This window comes from Acetoanaerobium sticklandii (assembly GCF_000196455.1).
In the GTDB taxonomy this organism is placed as follows: Bacteria; Bacillota; Clostridia; order Peptostreptococcales; family Filifactoraceae; genus Acetoanaerobium; species Acetoanaerobium sticklandii.
In genome coordinates this window covers 92252-109938 of sequence record NC_014614.1, presented here as the reverse complement: position 1 = coordinate 109938, position 17687 = coordinate 92252, and the positions used below count along the sequence as shown (strand labels likewise).

Annotated in this window: 17 protein-coding genes; all 17 read right to left on the bottom strand. The window is 33.1% G+C overall.

Annotated features, from left to right (window positions below; all coding sequences use genetic code 11):
* Positions 1-12: 12 nt before the first annotated feature.
* The 17 genes from CLOST_RS00635 to CLOST_RS00555 all read right to left on the bottom strand — a co-directional run bounded on the left by CLOST_RS00635 (position 13) and on the right by CLOST_RS00555 (position 17672).
* Positions 13-669 (bottom strand): methionine ABC transporter permease, encoded by a 657-nt coding sequence (locus CLOST_RS00635; protein WP_013360313.1) that lies wholly within the window; start codon positions 667-669, stop codon positions 13-15.
* A complete protein-coding gene (locus CLOST_RS00630; protein ID WP_013360312.1) occupies positions 659-1633 on the bottom strand; it encodes a methionine ABC transporter ATP-binding protein in 975 nt (324 codons plus the stop codon). The genes CLOST_RS00635 and CLOST_RS00630 overlap by 11 nt, the downstream gene beginning before the upstream one ends.
* 118 nt (positions 1634-1751) lie before the next feature.
* A complete protein-coding gene (locus CLOST_RS00625) occupies positions 1752-2573 on the bottom strand; it encodes a DUF169 domain-containing protein (RefSeq protein WP_013360311.1) in 822 nt (273 codons plus the stop codon).
* Positions 2574-2582: 9 nt separating this feature from the next.
* Positions 2583-4226 carry an ABC transporter substrate-binding protein gene (locus CLOST_RS00620; protein ID WP_013360310.1) on the bottom strand — a complete coding sequence of 548 codons (1644 nt, stop codon included), beginning with the start codon at positions 4224-4226 and terminating at the stop codon, positions 2583-2585.
* Between the two features lie 53 nt (positions 4227-4279).
* A complete protein-coding gene (locus tag CLOST_RS00615) occupies positions 4280-5242 on the bottom strand; it encodes an ABC transporter ATP-binding protein (RefSeq protein WP_013360309.1) in 963 nt (320 codons plus the stop codon).
* Positions 5243-5275: 33 nt separating this feature from the next.
* Positions 5276-6241 (bottom strand): ABC transporter ATP-binding protein, encoded by a 966-nt coding sequence (locus CLOST_RS00610; protein ID WP_013360308.1) that lies wholly within the window; start codon positions 6239-6241, stop codon positions 5276-5278.
* A gap of 17 nt (positions 6242-6258) precedes the next feature.
* A complete protein-coding gene (locus tag CLOST_RS00605) occupies positions 6259-7083 on the bottom strand; it encodes an ABC transporter permease (protein WP_013360307.1) in 825 nt (274 codons plus the stop codon).
* Between the two features lies 1 nt (position 7084).
* A complete protein-coding gene (locus CLOST_RS00600) occupies positions 7085-8032 on the bottom strand; it encodes an ABC transporter permease (protein WP_013360306.1) in 948 nt (315 codons plus the stop codon).
* A gap of 50 nt (positions 8033-8082) precedes the next feature.
* Positions 8083-9135 carry a uroporphyrinogen decarboxylase family protein gene (locus tag CLOST_RS00595; RefSeq protein WP_013360305.1) on the bottom strand — a complete coding sequence of 351 codons (1053 nt, stop codon included), beginning with the start codon at positions 9133-9135 and terminating at the stop codon, positions 8083-8085.
* A gap of 25 nt (positions 9136-9160) precedes the next feature.
* Entirely contained in the window at positions 9161-10948 is a 1788-nt protein-coding gene (locus CLOST_RS00590; RefSeq protein ID WP_013360304.1) for an ASKHA domain-containing protein, read from the bottom strand.
* Positions 10941-11972 carry a methylcobamide--CoM methyltransferase gene (locus CLOST_RS00585; RefSeq protein ID WP_013360303.1) on the bottom strand — a complete coding sequence of 344 codons (1032 nt, stop codon included), beginning with the start codon at positions 11970-11972 and terminating at the stop codon, positions 10941-10943. Before CLOST_RS00585 ends, CLOST_RS00590 begins: the two co-directional genes overlap by 8 nt.
* A gap of 13 nt (positions 11973-11985) precedes the next feature.
* Positions 11986-12642, bottom strand: coding sequence for a corrinoid protein (locus CLOST_RS00580; RefSeq protein ID WP_013360302.1), 657 nt, complete (start codon positions 12640-12642; stop codon positions 11986-11988).
* Positions 12643-12677: 35 nt separating this feature from the next.
* A complete protein-coding gene (locus tag CLOST_RS00575) occupies positions 12678-13748 on the bottom strand; it encodes a uroporphyrinogen decarboxylase family protein (protein ID WP_013360301.1) in 1071 nt (356 codons plus the stop codon).
* Positions 13749-13775: 27 nt separating this feature from the next.
* Entirely contained in the window at positions 13776-14642 is an 867-nt protein-coding gene (locus CLOST_RS00570) for a methylcobalamin--coenzyme M methyltransferase (protein ID WP_013360300.1), read from the bottom strand.
* Positions 14639-15574, bottom strand: coding sequence for a CobW family GTP-binding protein (locus CLOST_RS00565; RefSeq protein WP_013360299.1), 936 nt, complete (start codon positions 15572-15574; stop codon positions 14639-14641). The genes CLOST_RS00570 and CLOST_RS00565 overlap by 4 nt, the downstream gene beginning before the upstream one ends.
* A gap of 27 nt (positions 15575-15601) precedes the next feature.
* Complete coding sequence (locus CLOST_RS00560; RefSeq protein ID WP_013360298.1) at positions 15602-16618, bottom strand: ABC transporter ATP-binding protein; 1017 nt, start codon at positions 16616-16618, stop codon at positions 15602-15604.
* 10 nt (positions 16619-16628) lie between these two features.
* Positions 16629-17672: an ABC transporter substrate-binding protein gene (locus CLOST_RS00555; protein ID WP_013360297.1), complete on the bottom strand. Its 1044-nt coding sequence runs from the start codon at positions 17670-17672 to the stop codon at positions 16629-16631.
* Positions 17673-17687: the final 15 nt, after the last annotated feature.

Genomic DNA, 17687 nt, shown 5'->3' with positions numbered 1-17687 from the left:
TTAAATATAATTTTATTTTAATTTTCTATACAAAAAATTACCTGTAGCTTGCACTATTTGTACTATAAAAATAATCACAACAACTGTTCCATACATTATTGTTGTATTAAATGACTGATATCCATAGGTTAGAGCTACTGCACCAAGACCTCCTGCTCCTAAAGCTCCTGCCATAGAAGAAAAGCCTATTATTGATATTATTGCCAATGTAATACTAGATATGATTAAAGGAATAGACTCCTTAATCATTACCTTAAAAACAATTTGGAGGTTAGAAGCTCCAAATGATTTTGCTGCCTCTATTAAACCTTTATCTACTTCGTTTAAACTTGATTCAATTAACCTTGCTATAAAAGGTGATACTACAACGGTAAGAGGGACAATAGCGGCTTTTGGACCAATAGATGTCCCTACTAATGCTCTAGTTAAAGGAATTATCGCTACCATCAAAATAATAAATGGAAAAGACCTAATAACATTTATTAGTGTATTTAACACTTTATATATTGTCTCATTTGGATTTAATCCATCTTTCCTTGTTATACTCAATACTATAGCAATCATAAATCCAAAAATAGTTGAAAAAAAAGTTGAAAAAAATACCATATAAAATGTCTTTAATAACTCAGGCCAAATAATGCTATTTAATATTGTTAAATTATTGTCCATTATCTATCAACCTCCATTTAATTCCTAAAGTGGTAAGATAATCAGTAATAATTCCTACGTTTTCTTCTTCTGTATTTATTACTATTGAGCCTAAGACACCATCTCTGTATTTTTCTAACTTTCCCCAAACTATTGAAAAATCAACATCTGATTTTCTTGCCATTCTAGAAATAATGTTTGTTGCAATATCTTCTTTTCTATAAAACATTCTAATATTTTTTCCTTTACTAGGCAAAATTGAATTTTCTTCTTCTCCTAGAAGATTAATTAAAGATTGCGGTTGCTGAAGAAAAATATCTTCCACATCACCTTTAGTAAGCAGTTCTCCATGTTCTAGAATTCCTACTTTTGTACAAATTTCTCTTATTACAGACATTTGATGTGTTACTACCACAATGGTTATTCCCAATTTTTCATTTATATCTCTTAGTAATTTTAAAATTGAACTTGTAGTCTTAGGGTCTAAAGCAGAAGTAGCCTCATCACAAAGAAGTATTTTAGGATTTAATGCTAATGCCCTAGCTATAGCAACTCTTTGTTTTTGTCCACCACTTAAGATTTTAGGTTTATCGTTCATTTTCTCTTCTAATCCTACTAATTCTAATAATTCTTTTACTCTTTTATCTATATCTTTTTTATTATATTTCCAGCACTCCATTGGCAAAGCAATATTTTCATATACAGTTTTTCTGTTCATTAAAGAAAAATGTTGAAAAATCATACCTATATTTTTTCTAAACTCTCTAATTCCTTTGTTGTAGTAATCTCTTACTTCAATTCCATCAATCATTAAGCTACCACTATCATATTTTTCAAGTCCATTAATACACCTAAGAAAAGTTGATTTTCCCGCCCCACTTCGACCCACTAATCCATAGATATCCCCTTCTTCTATCTTAAGATTAATATCTTTAAATACCTGAGTATTTCCAAAGGACTTTTGTAAATTTATACTTTCAATCACTTTTTAGCCCTCCCCAAAATATTTATAATCACTTCTTATTACATATATACTTAATCTCAATTATTCACCTCTATTCTTAATTGCTTAAAACCATTTTATTTTTCTTGAAATTTAGGATTTATTCATGATTTCTATCTTTTATTCTCATATCTTTAACTTTTTGGTCATATTCTCTTAAGCCTTTTCCATAATTGTAACTCATATCAAACTCTATTTCGAAGTCATAATCAGCTGATTGATCAAGGATGCGTTGTTTCTCCTTTGGATTCAAAACTGGATTAGCTGTAGCAACTATTCCCTCTAGCAGTGAATCAAATAAATTTATAGGAATTGCTACTCCTAGTTCACCTTTATCAAATCTTCCATTTGCCCTCATTCCCCTACACATTAAAGTAAGATTAATGTCATTATTGGAGTAAGGCTTGGATACTAAATCTGCACAAGAAGCTTGATTCCCAAAAAAATTCAAGTTCTTTGGTGTACCATATTTATATGCATAACCTTGCATTGTCCTCATTATAGTTTCTGCGCAATCAACAAAAACAACTAAATCTGCATCTTCCATTAATTCTAGAGGGCCAACAATAAGGCCATAAATATTTTGATTCAAGTATTTCATGCTTTCTACTATTTCTCTTGCAATAGTATTGCTTTCATATAAGCCACAGTACTTGTAACTACGCCCTTCTAAAATAGTACTGTCTGGTTTTTGTATACCTAAAGCATATTTTGCATATTCGCATGTTATATTTTCATCAGAAATCTTATATATATGACCTTCCATAGCTTCTCTAAAATGGAAACATAAGGGACCATTTTTTAAAGGTTTTTCTAAATTAATGGATTCAAATTCTTCTTTTAAATCTATTAACTTAATTCCAATTATTTGTTTTTGGAGATTCAAAACTATGCTAGCTTTTTTTACATTAACATTTTTCATATACTACCTCTATTCACTTATCCAAACATTCCAAAAATAGGGTTGTCCAAATCCTGCATAACCCTTTAAATTATCTTTAATTCCATACAACCTCTTATCGTTAAATACTTTGATGTATGGCAAAGTCTCCCAAAATTCATTATAAAATTCTTGTACTATTTTATACCTTTTGTCATAATCCATTTCTTTTTCCATTCTAGAAAAAATTTCATCAATTCTTCTTGAATCTTCATCATCCCAATTTGTAATCCATCCATTTGTTCCTGTCCAAGGTTCAAATACTTGTGGGTCTGGATTCATATCACTCCAACGTGAAAGTGTAATATCCCATTTTCCATTTTGCCTATAATCACTATATGTTGATTTATCATATAATTGTACTTCAACATTTAAACCTATTTCTTTTAGTTGATTTTGTAATACTAAGGCTCCGTTACTCATAAACAAGTCAGCTTTTTCACCTAAAATCGTAATTAATTCTCCTCCATAATTAGATTTTTCAACATATTCTTTTGCTTTATCTACATTATGATTATTATAGATTCCTTCTCCAGCCTTAGCATCATACCAAATACTTCCTTCTGCAAACCAAGAACCGTCATCAACACTCCAAAATTTACTATCTCCTATTTGTGCCGCTGCCATATCATGAGGATTAATTGCATATGCTACACTTTTTCTCAAGTTAATATCACTAAATGGACTTTTGCCACTGTTAAATGCTACCACTCCTATAGTTCCATAGTTTGCAGCAGTAGGAGATATTTCAGGGAAACTATCCACTTCATCATATCTATCTGTCGATAACTCATCTATAAAATCATATTGTCCACTTTTCAAACCAGAAACTCTAACACTTTCTTCTGGAACAAATTCAATAGTAACTTTATCTAAGTATGCAACTCTTTTACCAGCTAATCCAGAAGCTTCAAGCTCAAGTGGTACGTAATCATCATATTTCTTCAAGACCACTTTTTGTCCCATTACTATTTCATGAAAATAAAAAGGTCCTGTTCCTATATGTTCTGTGATAATTGATTCTCCAAATTTATCTATTATTTCTTTTTTCTTCACTAACATCTTCTGTCTAGATACTGGTGAAGCTAAAATATTAATAAAGGGAGCATAGACTTCATTAAAGTTAACTACTAACTTATAGTCATCAACTATATCAATCCCAGTAAATGTATCTGCTATTGCTGCACCAGCAGGATTTACTTTAAACCATCTTTCCATTGATGCTTTTACATCATCTGCCTTCATTTCTTCACCATCGTGAAATTTTATACCTTTTCTCAAAATTATTTCATATCCTTTTCCATCATTTATAACTTTATATGATTCAGCTAAATGTGGAACCGCTTGATTTTGGCCACTAAATTCAAATAAGCCTTCATATGTATGATTTGTAACTGCAGTTACAACCCAATCTGATGATGGATGATCTGGATCGAAATTATCTGGTGCTGATTGAAAAGCAACTGTTATTTCTCCACCAAACTTTGGTTCTAAGGTTTCTTCTGTAGATGAAGCTTCATTAGCTTCTTGAGATGTAGCTTGAGTAGTAGTCTCAGATTTACATCCTACTAATAGTGTTGCTAAAAGCGAAAATACAAGCATAAAATTCAATACCCTTAAAAATTTTTTCTTCATTAACATCATTCTCCTTTTATATTTTTTTATGTTAAAATTTGGAAAGCCTTTTATTAAATTTTTAATAAATTATATTTTTTGCAAGCTACATAATGAGTGTTAGTAATTTTTTGATATTCATTCTTATAATTGTTACAATTACTATCTTTATAAGGACACCTGTGATAAAAACAACAACTATTTTCATCATAGTCTGACATATTTATATCTTGATACTCAGTATTTAAATCAAAACTACAATTTGCTTCTAGATTTAAAACGGAATCTAATAAAAGTTTGGTATAAGGATGAATCGGAGTATCAAAAATCTCTTGATTAGTTCCTACTTCAACTATTTGCCCTAGATACATTATTGCAACTCTATCGCTCATATGCTTGACAACTGACAAGTCATGAGAAATAAATATATATGAATACTGGTTATCCTTTTGCATTTTTTTTAATAAATTCAATATTTGTGCTTGTACCAATAAATCTAAGGCTGATACAGGCTCATCACAAACAATTAAATCTGGTTCTGTTGCTATTGCCCTTGCTATACCAATACGCTGTCTTTGCCCACCTGAAAATTCATGCGGATACTTTTTCAAATCATCTACACTTAAGCCTACACTTTTTACTAAACTTTCTGTTTTCTTCTTTAGTTCTTCTTTGCTTAAATCTTTATCTGAACTTATTGCTTCATATAATAATTTTTTGACATTCATTCTAGGATTAAGAGATCCATACGGATCTTGGAAAATAATTTGCATAGATGGTCTGAGATTTTTAAGTTCTTTTTTAGAAATAGTTCTGATTTCCTTACCTTTAAACCATATTTCTCCAGAATCAGCTTCAATAAGCCTTAATATAATTCTTCCTGTCGTAGTTTTTCCACATCCGGATTCTCCTACGATAGAAAAAACCTCTCCTTTTTTCAAACTAAAATTGAGATTTTTAACTGCAGGATTAGTATTTTTATCAGATGAAAATTTTTTACTTATATTTTTTACTTCTAGTAAATATTCATTATTCATTTCTCAACATCCATATTCTTTAATAATTTTATTTTAAATATTTTCCCAACACTTAACTTTCCCATTACTATTAACTTTAGAAACTAATAAAGGTCTATTAAAAAAACATCTTTCTTGTACTTCTTCACATCTCTTTGAGAATTTACATCCTAAAATTATCTCTTCTGGCCTAGGGACAGAACCATTAACAATTGTTAGTTTTTCTTGCCCTTTTATTAATTCTCTAGCTGAACTCAAAAGTTTTTTTGTATAAGGATGCTTAGGATTATTAATAATATTTTCTGTTGTGTCTTCCTCAACGATTTCTCCAGAATACATAACAATAACCTTTTCACACATTTGTGAAATTACAGCTAAATCATGAGATATAAGTAGTAATGACATATTCCTATCTTTTATCAATTTTTTAAGTATCCTTAAAACTTGAGCCTGAACAGTTACATCTAGTGCAGTAGTCGGTTCATCTGCTATTAATAATAAAGGATTACAAGATATTGCTATAGCAATCAAAACTCTTTGTCTCATTCCTCCAGATAATTCATACGGATAACTTCTTATAATTTTCTCCGGCTCATTAATCCCTACATCACGTAAAAGTTCTAAACTTTTATTGTATGCTTGCTTTTTATTCATTTTTAAGTGAATAAAAAGTGGTTCTGATATTTGTCTTCCTATTGTTAACAAGGGATTTAATGCTGTCATTGGCTCTTGAAAAATCATTCCTATCTCTTTTCCACAAAACGTTCTCAATTCTTTTTCTGATATATTTGAAATAACTTTATCTCTAAAAATAATTTCTCCATCAGTTATATTTATATGTTTATTCAATAAACCCAGTATGCTTTTCCCCGTAATGCTCTTTCCACATCCTGATTCTCCAACTATACCCAAAGTCTGACCTTTTTCTATACTAAAAGATATATCCTCTAATATAGTCACATTAGTTTTTCTTTCTTTTGCTTTTATTACTACCTTATTAAACTCTAATAATCTACACATAATACCCCTCTTAAGTCTTAATTACGTTCTCTTGGATCATAGTAAATTCTCAAACCATCGCCAAAAGTATTTAACGAAAAAACAATCAGCGAAATAGTTAATCCTGGAAATGTCATAATCCATGGCGCTGTCATAAAATAATTTCTACCGTCATTAACCATACCTCCAAGACTAGGCATGGGCGCTTGAATACCTACCCCTAAAAAGCTTAGAATTGATTCATTAAGTATCGCCATTGCAAAAATATATGTCGTTTGGACTATTATTGGAGATATTATATTTGGAAGTATACAATGTGTAATAATATATAAATCTCCTTTTCCTATAGCTATTGTAGATTCTACATATTCAGTTTCTTTTACTTGCTTTACTGAGTTATATGCTATTCTAGCTATCATTGGAAAATATGAAATCGACAACGCTATAATAATATTCTTCACCCCAGCTCCCAATATTCCTGCCAAGGCAATAGCCAGTATTATAGTTGGAAATGCCATAATCGCATCTACAACTCTCATCAAAAACTTCTCTGTGATTGGATAATATGCAGATATTGTTCCAATAAAAACTCCTATAATTAAACTTACTAAAGTGACTGAAAATCCTATGAACAAGGATATTTTAATCCCAGAGCAAGTTCTTGCAAAAATATCTCTGCCTAAATTATCTGTGCCCATAAAATTTTGTAAATGAGGGCTTTCTAATCTATTAGCTGGTGATACAGAGGTTGTATCATTTTGTGTAAAATATGGCCCTGCTAATGCTAATAGTATAGGTAATAAAATTAATATTATCCCTAATTTCATCTGAGTATTTTCTAATTTAATTTTATCAAGTATCATTTTATTCAAACCTTGTCCTTGGATTTATTAAAGTACATAATATATCTACAAACATATTTGTAAAAACAAATATAGTTCCTATAAACAATAAGACACCTTGAATCAACGGGTAATCACGATTGTTTACAGCAGTAATTACAAGATTTCCTGTTCCCGGTATATTAAATATCTGCTCTATGACAGCTGCTCCACCTAAAAGAGCCGCAAATCCAAAACTGACTACCATTATTATTGAAGATAAGGCATTTATAAACGCATGTATATGTATTACTTTATTTTCTGAAAGCCCTTTTGCTCTTGCCGTTTTCAAATAATCTTGTTGCAAAATATCTATCATCTGCGTTCTTGTCATTCTAGCAATTTGTCCACTATGCATTACTCCTAAAACAATAGATGGAAGCATTAAATCATATATAGATATGAGCAGCCCTGCAGATTCAATATTTCTATATCCTGCAACTGGAAATAAATTGATTTTCACGCCTAAAATGTGAATGAAAATTATTGCGATCCAAAACGCTGGTAAGGATATAGAAACTAATGAAGCAACTGAAAAAAACTTATCAAAAATCATATTATGTTCTCTAGAAGCCTTTATCCCTACAGGTACTCCTATAATTACGCTAATCATCGTAGCCATAAGCGCCAGTATTAATGTAGGTTCTATCCTAGATATAATAATATCAATTACTGGTTCTTGCCAAATTAAGGAATTTCCCATATCTAACTTTATAAAACCAAATATCCAAGTCAAAAATTGTTCTATTAGTGGCTTATCTAGATTTAATTCTTTTCTCATACTATTTATTTGTTCTGGAGTAGCTTTATCCCCTAACATTGTCATAACAGGATCTCCAGGCATCATATGTATAATAAAAAACGAGAAAAGTATGATGATAAATATTACCAATATTCCTCTTGCACTTCTTTTAATAATATAATCTAACATGATTTATTACTTTATCCTTCCATCTAAAATAAAGAGCATAATTAACAAAATTATTTCATTCTTCCATATACTCTAGCTGCATCTATAAAATGCATAATTTTTTCAGGCGGAGTTCCTATTGGAATATCACAGCCTGAAGCTAGGATGTAACCGTTTTTACTGCCCATTCCTTTTTCGCAGCACACTCTTACAGCTTCATATATATCTTCTTTAGTTCCATTTAAAATTACTCCAACTGGATCTACATTTCCTATAACTAGAACTTTGTCTTCATAGCCCTGCCTGAACTCGCCTATGTCTTCTATATTGTCTAGGCTAAATCCAGCTATTCCTGTACTTACTATTTCTTCCCATACAGGCTTTGTTTTTCCGCAGATATGCATTATGCCAGTGCCTCCCATTCTCTTTCTTATATGGTCTTGGCAGGTCTTGATGGTTGGAAAAACAAACTCTCTGTATACACTTTTATTTATAAGAGTACTTGATGCAATAGGATCAGCTATCCCTGGCGTAATTCCTAAATCCATAATTGCATCCATGACATTAAGTGTACTTAGTGTAGCTATTTCTAACACTTCTTTGATTTTATCTGGATTTCTTCTTAAATCTCTTAAGAATTTTTCTGTGCCTATTAAAAACGCTGTCGTAGTAAATGGCCCACCCACTGTATTTCCTATGTTTACCTCATTACCTAGCTTATCTTGAACTATTTTTAAAGCTTCAATATATAGCTTTAGCCTTCCATCCTTATACGGATTAATAGGCTTTAGCTTAGAGATTTCTTCATAGCTTGATATCGCAGGAGCAGCTATTTGAGGTATATCATTTTTCGAAAAGTGAAGCCTTGCGCCCATAGCTTCGGGGATTCCCTGAAGTCCAGGCCCTATACTGCAATTGTCCGCTCGAAACATATGAAAGGTTCTTATTATAGTATCTACAATTATTTCAGTGCTGTGGTTATAGTCATCTAGAGAGTAACCAAAATAAGTGGCATAAGACTCTCCAGTAAAAGGACAGCAGGGCACTCTATCTATTTCTTCTCCCCTGCCAAATGCATCCATCCTTTCTTTTGGTGTCATTTCATCCTTTGGTATAGCAATCATAATAGCCCCCTACTTTCTTTAAAAATTAAAATAATAGGCAATCAGCAAATAGTCTCTCGTATCCATCAGATGCTCCTAGCTCCATATAGTCTATAGTTTTTGCTATTTTTTCAAGGTCTTTTTTGACTTCATCTGACATAAGCGCCATATATGCGCCAGTTTTTGACGAGTTTCCTACATAGGTTATTTTGCTTTCTACTTCTTTTGGAAGTATTCCAGTACCTGTTAAGCTATCCACTGATAGATGAGAGCCAAATTGCCCAGCAATTACGACCTTATCTAGCTCATTTATGGAGATACCAGATTTATTTAGGAGAGCATAAAAACCAGAAAGTATAGCACCCTTTGCAAGCTGTATCTGCCTTATATCTGACTGAGTTATATAGAGAGTCTTGGCTTTATCTTCTATCATAAACTCTCTTTTTTTGCCATTTAATCTAATGTATTTTTGTCTATAGTCATCCTCTGCTAATTTTTCTTTTTTTATAAAGCTTCCGTCTTTTTTTACTATTCCTGTTTTTAATAATTCTCTTAATGCTGCTAATATCCCACTACCACATATACCTATTGGCTGCTGCTCCCCTATAACCGAGAGTCTGACTTGCTCTTTATCTATTACCATATCCTCTATAGCTCCAGTTGCCGCTCTCATGCCACAGCTGATATTCATTCCTTCAAGTGCTGGCCCTGCCGCGCAGGAGCAAGAAAGAAGCTTCCCTTTGCTAGCAAGTACAATCTCGCCATTGGTACCTATATCAATAAATAAAATATTATCTTTGCTGTCATGAAGCTTTGCAACAAAAGCTCCAGCTACTATGTCAGAACCTATATAAGAGGATACTCCAGGTAGACAGTATAGCTTGCCATTACTATTTATGTTTATCCCTATGCTAGAAGCTTTTATGTATTTTGATTTTACAAATACAGGTGCATAGGGAGATTTTCCAATTGAATTATCTTTTATTCCAAGTAAAAAATGAAGCATAGTAGTATTTGCAGCTACTGAAACCTCATATATATGCTCTTTGCTTATATTTGCACTCATGCACATTTCAAAAGTCATTTTATTTATTAAGTTTACTATTTCATGTTGAAGGTTTTTAACTGCCTGCTCTTCATTTTCTAGAGCGTAGGTGATTCTAGTAAGAACATCGAGTCCAAATTTTTTCTGAGGATTTATATCAGAGCTTGATAATATAGCCTTGCCACTTTTCATGTCCACAAGGTCAGCCGCTACGGTTGTAGTTCCGATATCTATCGCAAGTCCATAAATATTATCTGTTGTATTTCCTTTTTCAATTGCAATAACCTTATCCTTGTCAAATACAGCTGTCCCAGCTTCATCAAATGGTTCTATCATTTTTAAAACATCAAAATCAACCTCATCTAGTGAGAGGCTCTTTAAAATTGCATCTTCAAAAGAAATTTGATTTTCAAGAGAAGGCTTTTCTATCTCAAATAATTTCTTAGATATAGAAGGACTTAAATTAAATTCTGGCATGTATCCTGTAGTTAAAATCTTATGCTCTCTTTCCTTATGAAGAGTTTCTATTACTAAATCACTTTCTGGATGAATAAGGCACGAAAGCCTTACTCCTTCTTTAATTTCACTTTCACTTAGAAATTTTTTCTCTGCTTCAGGTATTTCGCCCAGACTTCCTTCTGTTATTTTTACTTTGCATTTTCCGCAAGAACCCTTGCCATTACAAGGGTTCTCTATAAATATATCGTTGTCATGAAGAATTTGAAGCAGATTTTGACCAGGCAAATACTCAATAGCCTTACTGCTTCCTTTTACAAAAATCTTAGGCATTATTTTTTGCATCTCCTTCTGTCAGTGCGCTCAGCATAGACCTTACATTTTTCAGCGAGGACTTCATACCCAGTCCACATGCTGGCGAAATGATATCAGAACCATCAAGCACGCATTTTTTTGTCATATCTGCAATTTTTTGCATCTCCCCAAACTCGATTATATATGTACTTACATTTCCCATAATAAGTCTATTTCCTAGGTTTTTCTTGGCTTCAGAAATACTCACTATAGAATCAAAGCTAAGTACATCACTTTCTATCTTGTTTACTTCTTTATATACGTTCTTCATTTGTCCACAGATATGCACTATGCTTCTTTTGCCCAGCCTTTTAACCTCAGCTATTATTTGGTTTATGTATTTTACTGCAAATTCATCAAACAGCTTTGGTCCTAGTATTTCCCCTGTACCACTTGGGTCAGATATAGCTATGATGTCTGCCCCTGCTTCTATCTGCTTTATAGCAAACTCTGTAATTTGCTTTGTAATAAAGGTCATGTACTCATGAGCTTTTTCGTTATTCTTTCTTAGCTCCTTATAAAAAACTACAGGCTCCATAATGGAGCTAGCCGTGCTTATCGGCCCTGTGATATTTCCTATTATAGGAACCTCTGTATTTTTGGCTTTGAGAATTTTTATGGCCTCTATTACTGTGCTTGATCTTCCTTTAGAAAAATCTATAGCCTCAAGTTTTTCCCACTCAGATACAGAGCTTATGTTGTAATTTATTACATGAGGCTCATAGATATTGCTCCCCATATCAATGTCTGCTCCAAATTCCTCTGCTTCAACAGTCATACAAAATGGAACTCCATAGTTTTCAAAACAACCTTCTTTATACACAGCCTCAGATAAATCAGCCATCTGCTGAGGATTTTGGTGAGCATCTGGAAAACTTATTTCGCATAGCTTCATAAGTTCCTCTGTCACCATGTTCATCATTCCACCTGGACATATGCAAGGAGGTCTATCTACTTCTTGATGATTTAGAACCTTTTCTAGTCTTTCCTTTGGAGTAAGCATATAAATCTCCTTTCTATGCAGTAACTAGCAATTTTTTTGCAAGCTTAACTGCCTCAACTGCATTTGAAGAATATCCATCTGCCCCTATAGTGTCACAGTATTTCTGAGAAATGGGCCCTCCACCAATTAAAACCTTAACCTTATCTCTTAGTCCTTCTTCCTTTAATCTGTCTACTACTGTCTTCATTCCACCCATAGTAGTAGTCATAAGAGTAGATAGACATACAAAATCTGCTCCTACTTCCTTAGCTTTACTTACAAAGCTATCAAGAGGAACATCTCTTCCTAGGTCAATCATTTCAAAGCCAGCTGTTTCTAGCATTATTTTCACAAGATTCTTTCCTATATCGTGTGTATCCCCTTCTACTACTCCAATTACACCCTTTATCTTTGCTTTATCAGCTTCCTCTGCTGGCAGGTGTGGTCTTAGTATGTTAAGCCCTTCATACATTGCATCCGAGCATAAAAGTACATCTGTAACAAAATATTCTTCCTCATCATATAGCACGCTTGCTCTGTTCATTCCATCAACTAAGCCTTGCATAATACCATCAAAAGCTTCATATCCTGCTTCTATATATTCTTTACTCGCCTCTATTACATCCTCTTCTTCCATATCTACTACGCCGTCTGACAGTCTCTTTAGTAAAGCCTCTTTTGATTCGAACATTTTATTTCCTCCCTAAAAGTAGTTATTCTATATTTTTATTTAAAATTTGCTGGGTCAAGCGGCCATTTGCCATATTTTCTTGCTGATTCCATAAACTGATCTATATTCTCTAGTGGCAGATTACCAGAAAGGTCACAACCAGATGCAAGAATATATCCACATGGACTGTCATAGCCTTTTTGGATACAATTTTTCACTGCTAAGTCTACATCCTCTTGATTTCCTAGATAAAGGACTTCAACTGGATCTACGTTTCCTAGTATAGGTACCTTATCTCCCACCATTTGTTTTGTATACTCTAAATCTACTCTATTATCAATACTAAGCATATCGCAGCCTGATTTGACCATATCTGACACTATAGATGTAGTATCTCCACATATATGGTAGCAAACCATCCCCTTAGCTTCGTGAATTTCTTTCATAAGCTCGATAGTATAAGGAAGAACAAATTCTCTATACTGTTTCTGATGCAGTATAGTGCCTGATGCTATAGGGTCACATAATAGTATAAGTACCCCTTCCTTAATAAACTCTTTGCATATCATTTTTAAAGCTTCATTACAAAAATTAATTAATTTATGAAGCTTCTCTGGATTTCTTCTTGTAGCTCTTAAGAGGTTTTCTGTTTTATAAATACTTGCTGCTGCAGTAAACGGTCCTGATATCAACACTCCTGTAGGTACCTCATGTCCGATTTTTTCTATAATTAGTTTTGCCGCCTCCAAATGCAATTGAAAGGCTTTGTCATTTTTTAGCTCTAGCTTTGACATGTCTAGGTTATCTACATCATCCAAATCTTCAAGGATATATTTAATAATAGCTGGCACTGCATCTTCGGGGTCAGTCATTTCACTTCCTAGAGCCATACCTACGCCATGAAGGCCATACTCAACTACAGCTAGGTCATTTCCAAATCTTTCATAGCAAGCAATCTGAGCATTTGCCTCGTTTACTGCACTGCTTCTCTTTTCCTTATGAGTCATTCCCAAAGCCAAGCCTGACATTGAGCACGCTACTGGCATAGCCAAAATTCTGTCCATTGGCTTTCCTGTCATAAAAGCTCCTAATCTTTCATTAGGGGTCATCTGATCTTTTTTATGCATATATTTCCTCCCAAGTTCACTTTATATTTATATTAATTCTATGGATTTTATGACTCCATCTTTCAATATATAATTTTTATTCTTGATGCACATTTCTCCCAAAAACTTTGCTTTTCCAATCATACTAACGCAAGCTTTGTCGTATTTCATAGACTCTTTTAGCTCAACATTTTTCCATTTTGCTTTATTCGTTCCAATTAAAGCAAAAGATGTTTTGGGACAAAGTAGCATAACAGAATCATCAGTTATAATCTGCTGAGCTTCTTTTAATAGTGGGTAGGTAAACATCTCAACTATTTGCTCGGATAGTTTGGGTCCTAGGATATTAAGCCCCCCAGAAGAATCTCCATAACTAAAAATATTAACTCCCATATTTTGTGCTTCCCTTATAAAGCGAAGTAATTCAACTCTCAGCTTTTCTAAAATTTTCTCCATTACTTCAGGAGATTTTTTAAAAGCTTTAAAAACATACCTCAAATCAATTAGAAGGTTCAAAATCGTAAATGGTCCCGATATATATAGTGCTACATTTTCGCCTTCTTGCCTTAGATAACTACAAGCTTTTAGAACCTCTGCCAGTCTTCCCTTCGAAAAATCAAGCTCAGAAATGCTCAGTAAATCTTCTATGCTGGATGTGAGATAATCCTTGCCTCTAGGTCCTATCCTTTCATCTCCGTAGTTTATAACTGCGCCTAAGGCTTCTCCTTCTAGAGTATGACAAAAAGGCAAAGTGCAAAATGATGCGTCTTCATGATTTTTAATCTCTTTAGCTAAAACTGCCATGTCTTCCCAATTTTTATAGGCATCTGGAAATTTAAGCTTTGTTTTTTGGACTATTTCCTCGTTTACTCCTGCTCCATTATTATATGTACAGTTAAAATCAGTTATGCTCATATTAATGCCTCCAAAACATCAGAAAACAAACCTTTGATATATGCTTGGTTCAAATTCTTGCCTATCACCGATAGCTTTGTCTCCTTGCTGTTGTTTAGATACTCCCAGTCAAAATAATTAGGAGTAAAATCAAAATGTACAAAGCTAGAATCTACTAGCTGAATTACTCCTTTAGCTCTTAGCACTGTTCCCAATTCTCTATTTTTGAATATATTTGATAAATTTGATAGCTCTTCCATAGATAATTTGTTTGGATTGTGAATTGAAACTGTAGTAAAATAACTCGTTGCTGGAGTTGTTTTACCTGAACCTATAACATTCAGTTCATGATTATATGCAGTTTCCAAAATATCTAAGGTTTTTTGGGTAGGATAGGACAGATAGTCTTCAGAAAAAATAACAGCCGAATTATTGACAGCTTTTATCTCATCCATAATTTTCTCAAGAGCTGATTCAGTTACATCCTCTATGTGAGTTATTATTATAGCTTTGGCATTTTCAATTTGATTGATATAAAACTCTCCAAAGCTATCTATATAGTCTTCGAATGAGCTAACATCCACTAAAGTAACCAAGCTCTGAATCTCAATAGCTTTCCCCGAAGTCTTTGATATATCCTCACAGACAGCTACTATATCGGATAGGCTACCTACCCCAGATGGCTCGATAAAAATATGCTCTAAATCATAATTTCTAGTGAGTTCATCTATCGTAGTTCTAAAATCCTTTATCAAGCTACAGCAGATGCAGCCTGAAAATATCTCTTTTATTACTAGCTCTTCCGTGATAAAAAGCTCAGAGTCTATGCTTACATCAGAATACTCATTTTCAATTAAAGCAATTTTTCCTTTCATAAAAGGAATCACATTTCTAATAAAAGTAGTTTTTCCTGCTCCTAAAAATCCTGAAACAATATGTAGTTTAGTACTCAATCTAATTCTCCTTTGCCATTGCTTTAACTAATCAAAATATAGAATTTTATCTGGTTTAATTTTTAAGTTCACTTTGTCTCCAATAGAAAAACCACTGCATCTGTCAACTAATACATCCACATCTACATATTCATCCATGATTTTTACAGAAAATCTAACAATATTGCCTTGAGGTATGAGGTTACTTATCACACCAATTAAAATAAACTCATTAGCTTTAGCTTCAAGCTTTTCTTTATGAATTTCTATAGACTCAGGTCTTAAGCCTATAGTATGCTCCTTGCTATACTTTCCACCTGTTATCTTAGAAAAAATTTGAGCTTCTATGACATTATAATTCCCCATAAAAGAAGCCACATATTTGCTTTTTGGCGTAAGATAAAGTTCAGCTGAGGTTCCTGACTGCTCAATTACTCCATCTTTAAATAGATGGATGGTATCAGACATTATCATTGCCTCGTCTTGGTCATGAGTTACCATTATAGAAGTCATATCATATTCCTTATGTAGTTCTTTAACTTTTAGCTGAAGAGCTTTTCTTAGCTTTGCATCGATGGCATTAAAAGGCTCATCAAGTAGCAATACCTTCGGCTTCATTACGAGAGACCTCGCAAGTGCAACTCTTTGACGTTCTCCACCTGAAAGCTGAGAAGGGTAACTTTTTACTTTTTCCAGTAAGTTTACAGACTCTAGAGCGCTCATAACTTCATTTTTAATTTTACTTTCTGGCTCTTTTTTTAACTTTAGCCCGTAAGCAACGTTATTAAATACATTCATAGTAGGAAATAAACAGTAAGACTGAAATATCATTCCTATATTTCTATCTCCTGGATTTTTATGAGTAATATCTTCAGAATCTAGCATTATTTTTCCATTATCTATACTTCCAAGGCCTGCAATAGACCTTAGAAGTGTAGTTTTTCCGCATCCCGAGGAACCAAGAAGCGTAACAAATTCATTTTTTTTGATAGATAAACTGATGTTTTTAAGCACCTGATTATCTGCATATGACTTACTTACATTTATAATATCTATATAAGACATCGATAACACCTTACTTTACATCTTGGGCTTTTTCAACAAAACTCATATCTATGATATTGTCAAATCCAACTTTATTTTTTAGAACTCCTGTCTTTAATGAGAAGTTTTCCATAGCTTCATATCCTTCTGCTGATATTTTGCAATCAGGAGAATACGCTATTTTTATAAGAGAAATTCTTTCAATTAAATCTTCTTTTGTACTTCCATCATGATATGGCATAAGTACCTCAGCTACTTCTTCATCGCTGTGTGATGTAAGCCATTTTGCACCTTTAACTGTAGCATTTACAAATTTTTGCACTGTCTCTGGGTTTTCATCTACAAATTTTTTAGTAGCTGTTATAATAGAGCCTTCAAATTTCTCTGAGCCAAAAACTCTTTTTTTAGTTTCCATATCTGCACCGTCTACAAGGAAGTTTGCTCCTATTGCAGAGAATTTGTTTCTGTTGTAGTGATCCATATAAGAAGCATCAATAGTTCCTTGCTCTAAAGCTGTAATAGATGCTCCATACTGCATTTGAGCAAAAGTAACATCCTCTGCTGGGTTAAGTCCGCCTTCTTCTAAAATGCTCCAAATAAATGAATATGGTGCTGAGCCTGGTGCTCCTGCAAATACTGTTTTTCCTTTTAGCTGTGATATTTCAGTAATATCCTTTGAACCTGCAAATCCGTAAAGTCTAGTAGTGTCAAGTGCTGCAACAACTTTTGATTCTAATCCTTCATCAAAAGCTCTAAACACTGGTTCTATAGATAGCATACAAAACTGAGAATCTCCAGCATGCATACCTTGGAAAGCAACTGGTCCATCTCCATATACTGCAAATTCCACATCAAGTCCTTGCTCTTCAAAATACCCCATAGCATCTGCAATATGTACTGCTGCATAGTTCATTCCTCTAAATTCAGATACTACAACCTTCGTAAGTTCTTTTGACTCTGACCCTTCAGTAGTCTCAGCAGGTGTAGCTGTGTTACTACTACATCCAGTAAAAATACTCATAACTAAAGCTGCTGATAAAACTAAATTTGTAAATTTTTTAATATTTTTTTTCATAATCTTCATCTCCTT